A 3,686-nucleotide genomic window follows, 5' to 3' on the forward strand; every position below is an offset into this window, starting at 1 on the left:
TTTTTGGATGAAGACATACTCAGAGATTGTTAACGTAAATTATTTAAATGTAGATTACTTAGCAAATGTAGATGCTAAAAGACAAGTTTTATCAATTATTAATCAACCTTTTGTATATTTCAAAGTGTTGTTAGGTGAGTTTTTTATGCGTCTTTTGAATCCAGCAAATATTAATTTATTTGGGTGGCTTTCCTATGGTCCAACATTTTTAATTTCATACCTTATCCTTTTCCTTGTAATGGTTGTTTTTAATAATGCAAATAAAGTTAATGTTGGAGTTTTAGAAAGAAGCATTTTATTTATTGTTATTATAGGTTTATACGTTGGTATTATTTTAGCAATGTATCTTACATGGACACCTGTTGGAGAGTTTAAAGTAGAAGGGGTACAGGATAGATATGTTTTAGGAATTATTCCGGGTCTTTTAATTTTTATGACAGTTAACAATAAAAGATTAGATAATTTTAGAGATTTTATTAGTGAAAAAATTATTTTAGATATTTCTTTGTGTTTTATTTACACGATGCTATTAAGTACTGTTTTTAATTATTATAATTTTTAAACTCGCTTTTATGAGGGTAAATAAATGAAAAAACTATCTATTGTTGTTCCTTGTTATAATGAACAAGAAACAATCTATCCATTTTTAGAAGAAACTCAAAAAATTGAAAGTAAAATGAAGGACCAATTGATTTTTGATTATATCTTTGTCAATGATGGTTCAAAAGACGAAACCTTAAAGGTTCTTCGAGATGTTGCTAGCCGTTTTGAAAACGTTCATTATTTGTCATTTTCACGTAATTTTGGTAAAGAGGCTGGTTTGTTAGCTGGACTTGAGGCTGCAGGTGGTGATTTTATCACTGTTATGGATGCTGACTTACAAGATCCACCTGAGTTGTTGATTGAGATGTATCAAAAAATCAACGAAGGTTACGATGTTGTGGGAACTCGTCGTGCTGATCGAAAGGGAGAACCAGTTATCCGTTCTTTCTTTTCAAAGATGTTTTACAAAATTATCAATGCTGTTTCTGATACAGAGATGGTTGATGGTGCGCGTGATTTCCGTTTGATGACTCGACAAGTTGTAGACAGTATTTTAGAACTTGGTGAAGTTAATCGTTTCTCAAAAGGAATTTTCTCTTGGGTTGGATTTAATGTAACGTATATCGCTTATGAAAATCGCGAGCGCGTGGCTGGTGAAACATCATGGAGTTTTTGGAGCTTATTCAAATACTCTATGGAAGGTTTTATTAATTTTTCTGAAGCGCCGCTTGATTTATCTCTTTGGGCTGGTGCAGCATCATTTATCATATCTATTCTTGGAATTCTATTTATCATTATTCGCAAACTCACAATTGGTGGTAGTGTTTCAGGTTGGGCAAGTTTGGTTTGTATCATTTTGTTTATTGGTGGTATCCAGTTGCTTGCTTTAGGGATTATCGGAAAATACATTTCTAAGATATTCCTTGAAACTAAAAAACGACCAGTTTATATTGTCAAAGAAAAAGGATAAAATTTAATATTTTATAAAGTTTTTTAGCTGTTTTTCCGAATTAATATAGTGTACAACATTATATTATAAAGGAGAACAGCTTTTTGAATAAAATCAAATCAGCTTTATTGTCAACAGCTGTGCTTAGCATGGCATTTCTTACTAACTCTGCTATGGCGGATCAACAATCTGATGCCTTAGTGACTAAAACACCATTTGATGAGGTTAGCAAATCTTTTGAAGTTGTGTCACAGAAGACTAAAGATTGTAAGGATATTACTCGAATTGATGTTGCTGTCTGGTCAGAGGAAGATGGTCAAGATGATCTTAAATGGTACAATACAACTGATGTTATTAATGGTGAAGCAAAAGTTAAGGTAAATCTAGCAGATTATGGAAATAGGGCCGGCTCTTATATTACTCATGTTTACACAACTTATTCTGATGGCCGAGTATCGGGTGCTGCCTTAGAAAGCCTTAAGATTAGTCCTAAAGCACCTCAAGTAAGTGTTAAAAATGGTGCGCTTCAGCTTTCAACAGACATTAATGCACCATCTAATGGGACAATTAAATATGCCGTCTGGTCAGAAGAAAATGACCAAGATGATTTAAGATGGTATGATGATTCTGGAAAAGGACTAACAAGAGTCGATTTAAATAATCATAAAGGTTATGGAAGATATTTTGTTCATACCTATTTAGCGCAAGATGGAAAAATGACTGCGATTAATGGTCAGGATATTATTATTAACAAACAAGAGATATCGTATCAAATTGTTCAAACTTCAGATAAAACCTATGATGTTTTGATTAATGATGTTCCGGAATATATTACTTCAATTACAGTTCCAGTTTGGTCAACGGTGAATAATCAAGATGATTTAAAATGGTATAAGGCAACCAAAGTTGGTGATAACTCATATAAGGCAACAATTCAGTTGTCTAATCATGGATTTGACACAGGAACATACGGTGTGCATATCTATGGCGACAACTCTATTACTAATAGTTTTGAAGCACTAAGTGGAACACCAGGATTTCACGTAGATCAAATTAGTGGTTTAGAAAATCCAGATGTTAGCATTAGTAATGTAAATACAGCAAATGGTTCATTTAAAGTAAATGTTACGGAAAAAGCTATGTCTAAAAGGGTTTCGAAACTTAAGGTTCAAGTTACCTCTAAATCGAACCCTCAAAAAACAAAAACTTATGAAGCAGGTACAAGTAGTTATGGAAAAATTAGTCAAACTATTGATTTGAAATCGATTAATAATCAAGCAGATACTTTTTCTGTAGTTGCGACTGTTATTTATTCAGATAATTCAACAGCAACATTTAATCTTTCTGATCAAAACTATAAACCTAACGCTACACCATCTCCTCGTATCACAACATATATCAACGAAACTAATACCTATCCAGTTGGGCAATGTACATGGGCAGTCAAGTCTTTGGCGCCATGGATTCCAAACTGGCTTGGAAATGCTGGGGGCTGGGCAGTTAATGCGCGTGCTAAAGGTTTCAGAGTTGGTACAACACCAAGAGTTGGTTCAATCGTTGTTTGGCCACATGATGGTAATGGTTATGGACATGTAGCTTACGTGATAGCTGTGTCAAGTAATACACGTATTCAAGTTAAAGAATCAAACTATGCTGGTAAACAATACATTGGTAATTTCCGTGGATGGTTTAACCCACTCGATTCATTCTGGGGTGGTGATGTTTCTTACATTTATCCAGATTAATTTGCAATTGTGTAGTATATAATTAGAAATAAGATTTTAGTGGGAATAAATTTTATTCTCACTTTTATTTTTTAACTTAAGCCTTTTTAGTGTATTGATTTTTTTAATTATTGTTGGTAAGATTAGTATTACTTATAGTGTATTTTTAGTATATTTAAATATAGTATGAATAGGAATGTAAGACACATGTTGAGATTTAAAAATCTAGATGAATCGATTGGAAGAAAGTTAATAGTAATTTCTTCCTATATGATTTCGTATTTTATTGTTTTTTTTAGCCTATTAATCAGTATTAACATAGAAAATAACTTTAAAAATTCAGTTTTTCTTTATGTTATATTGGGAACGCTTCTGTTTTTTTCTTCGCTTCAATTCTTTAAGCAGATTTCGTTTTTACAGTTAGGACTTAGTGGTGTTATTTATTTTCTGCTTTTAGCTGGATTATATTT

At 32.3% G+C, this 3,686-nt stretch carries 4 protein-coding genes; all 4 read left to right on the plus strand.

Annotated features, from left to right (window positions below):
- The coding region (locus E0E02_RS09295) for a DUF2142 domain-containing protein (protein WP_133018444.1) at nucleotides 1–562 on the plus strand (562 nt) is incomplete at its 5' end.
- 24 nt (nucleotides 563–586) lie between these two features.
- A complete protein-coding gene (locus E0E02_RS09300; protein WP_133018445.1) occupies nucleotides 587–1,513 on the plus strand; it encodes a glycosyltransferase family 2 protein in 927 nt (308 codons plus the stop codon).
- Between the two features lie 83 nt (nucleotides 1,514–1,596).
- Nucleotides 1,597–3,237 (plus strand): GBS Bsp-like repeat-containing protein, encoded by a 1,641-nt coding sequence (locus E0E02_RS09305; RefSeq protein WP_240789032.1) that lies wholly within the window; start codon nucleotides 1,597–1,599, stop codon nucleotides 3,235–3,237.
- Between the two features lie 186 nt (nucleotides 3,238–3,423).
- Nucleotides 3,424–3,686, plus strand: a 263-nt coding sequence (locus E0E02_RS09515; protein ID WP_206282030.1) for a hypothetical protein, incomplete at its 3' end; no start/stop codon positions are given.

The sequence above is a fragment of the Streptococcus sp. KCJ4932 genome, assembly GCF_004352745.1.
GTDB classification, from domain to species: Bacteria; Bacillota; Bacilli; order Lactobacillales; family Streptococcaceae; genus Streptococcus; species Streptococcus ruminicola.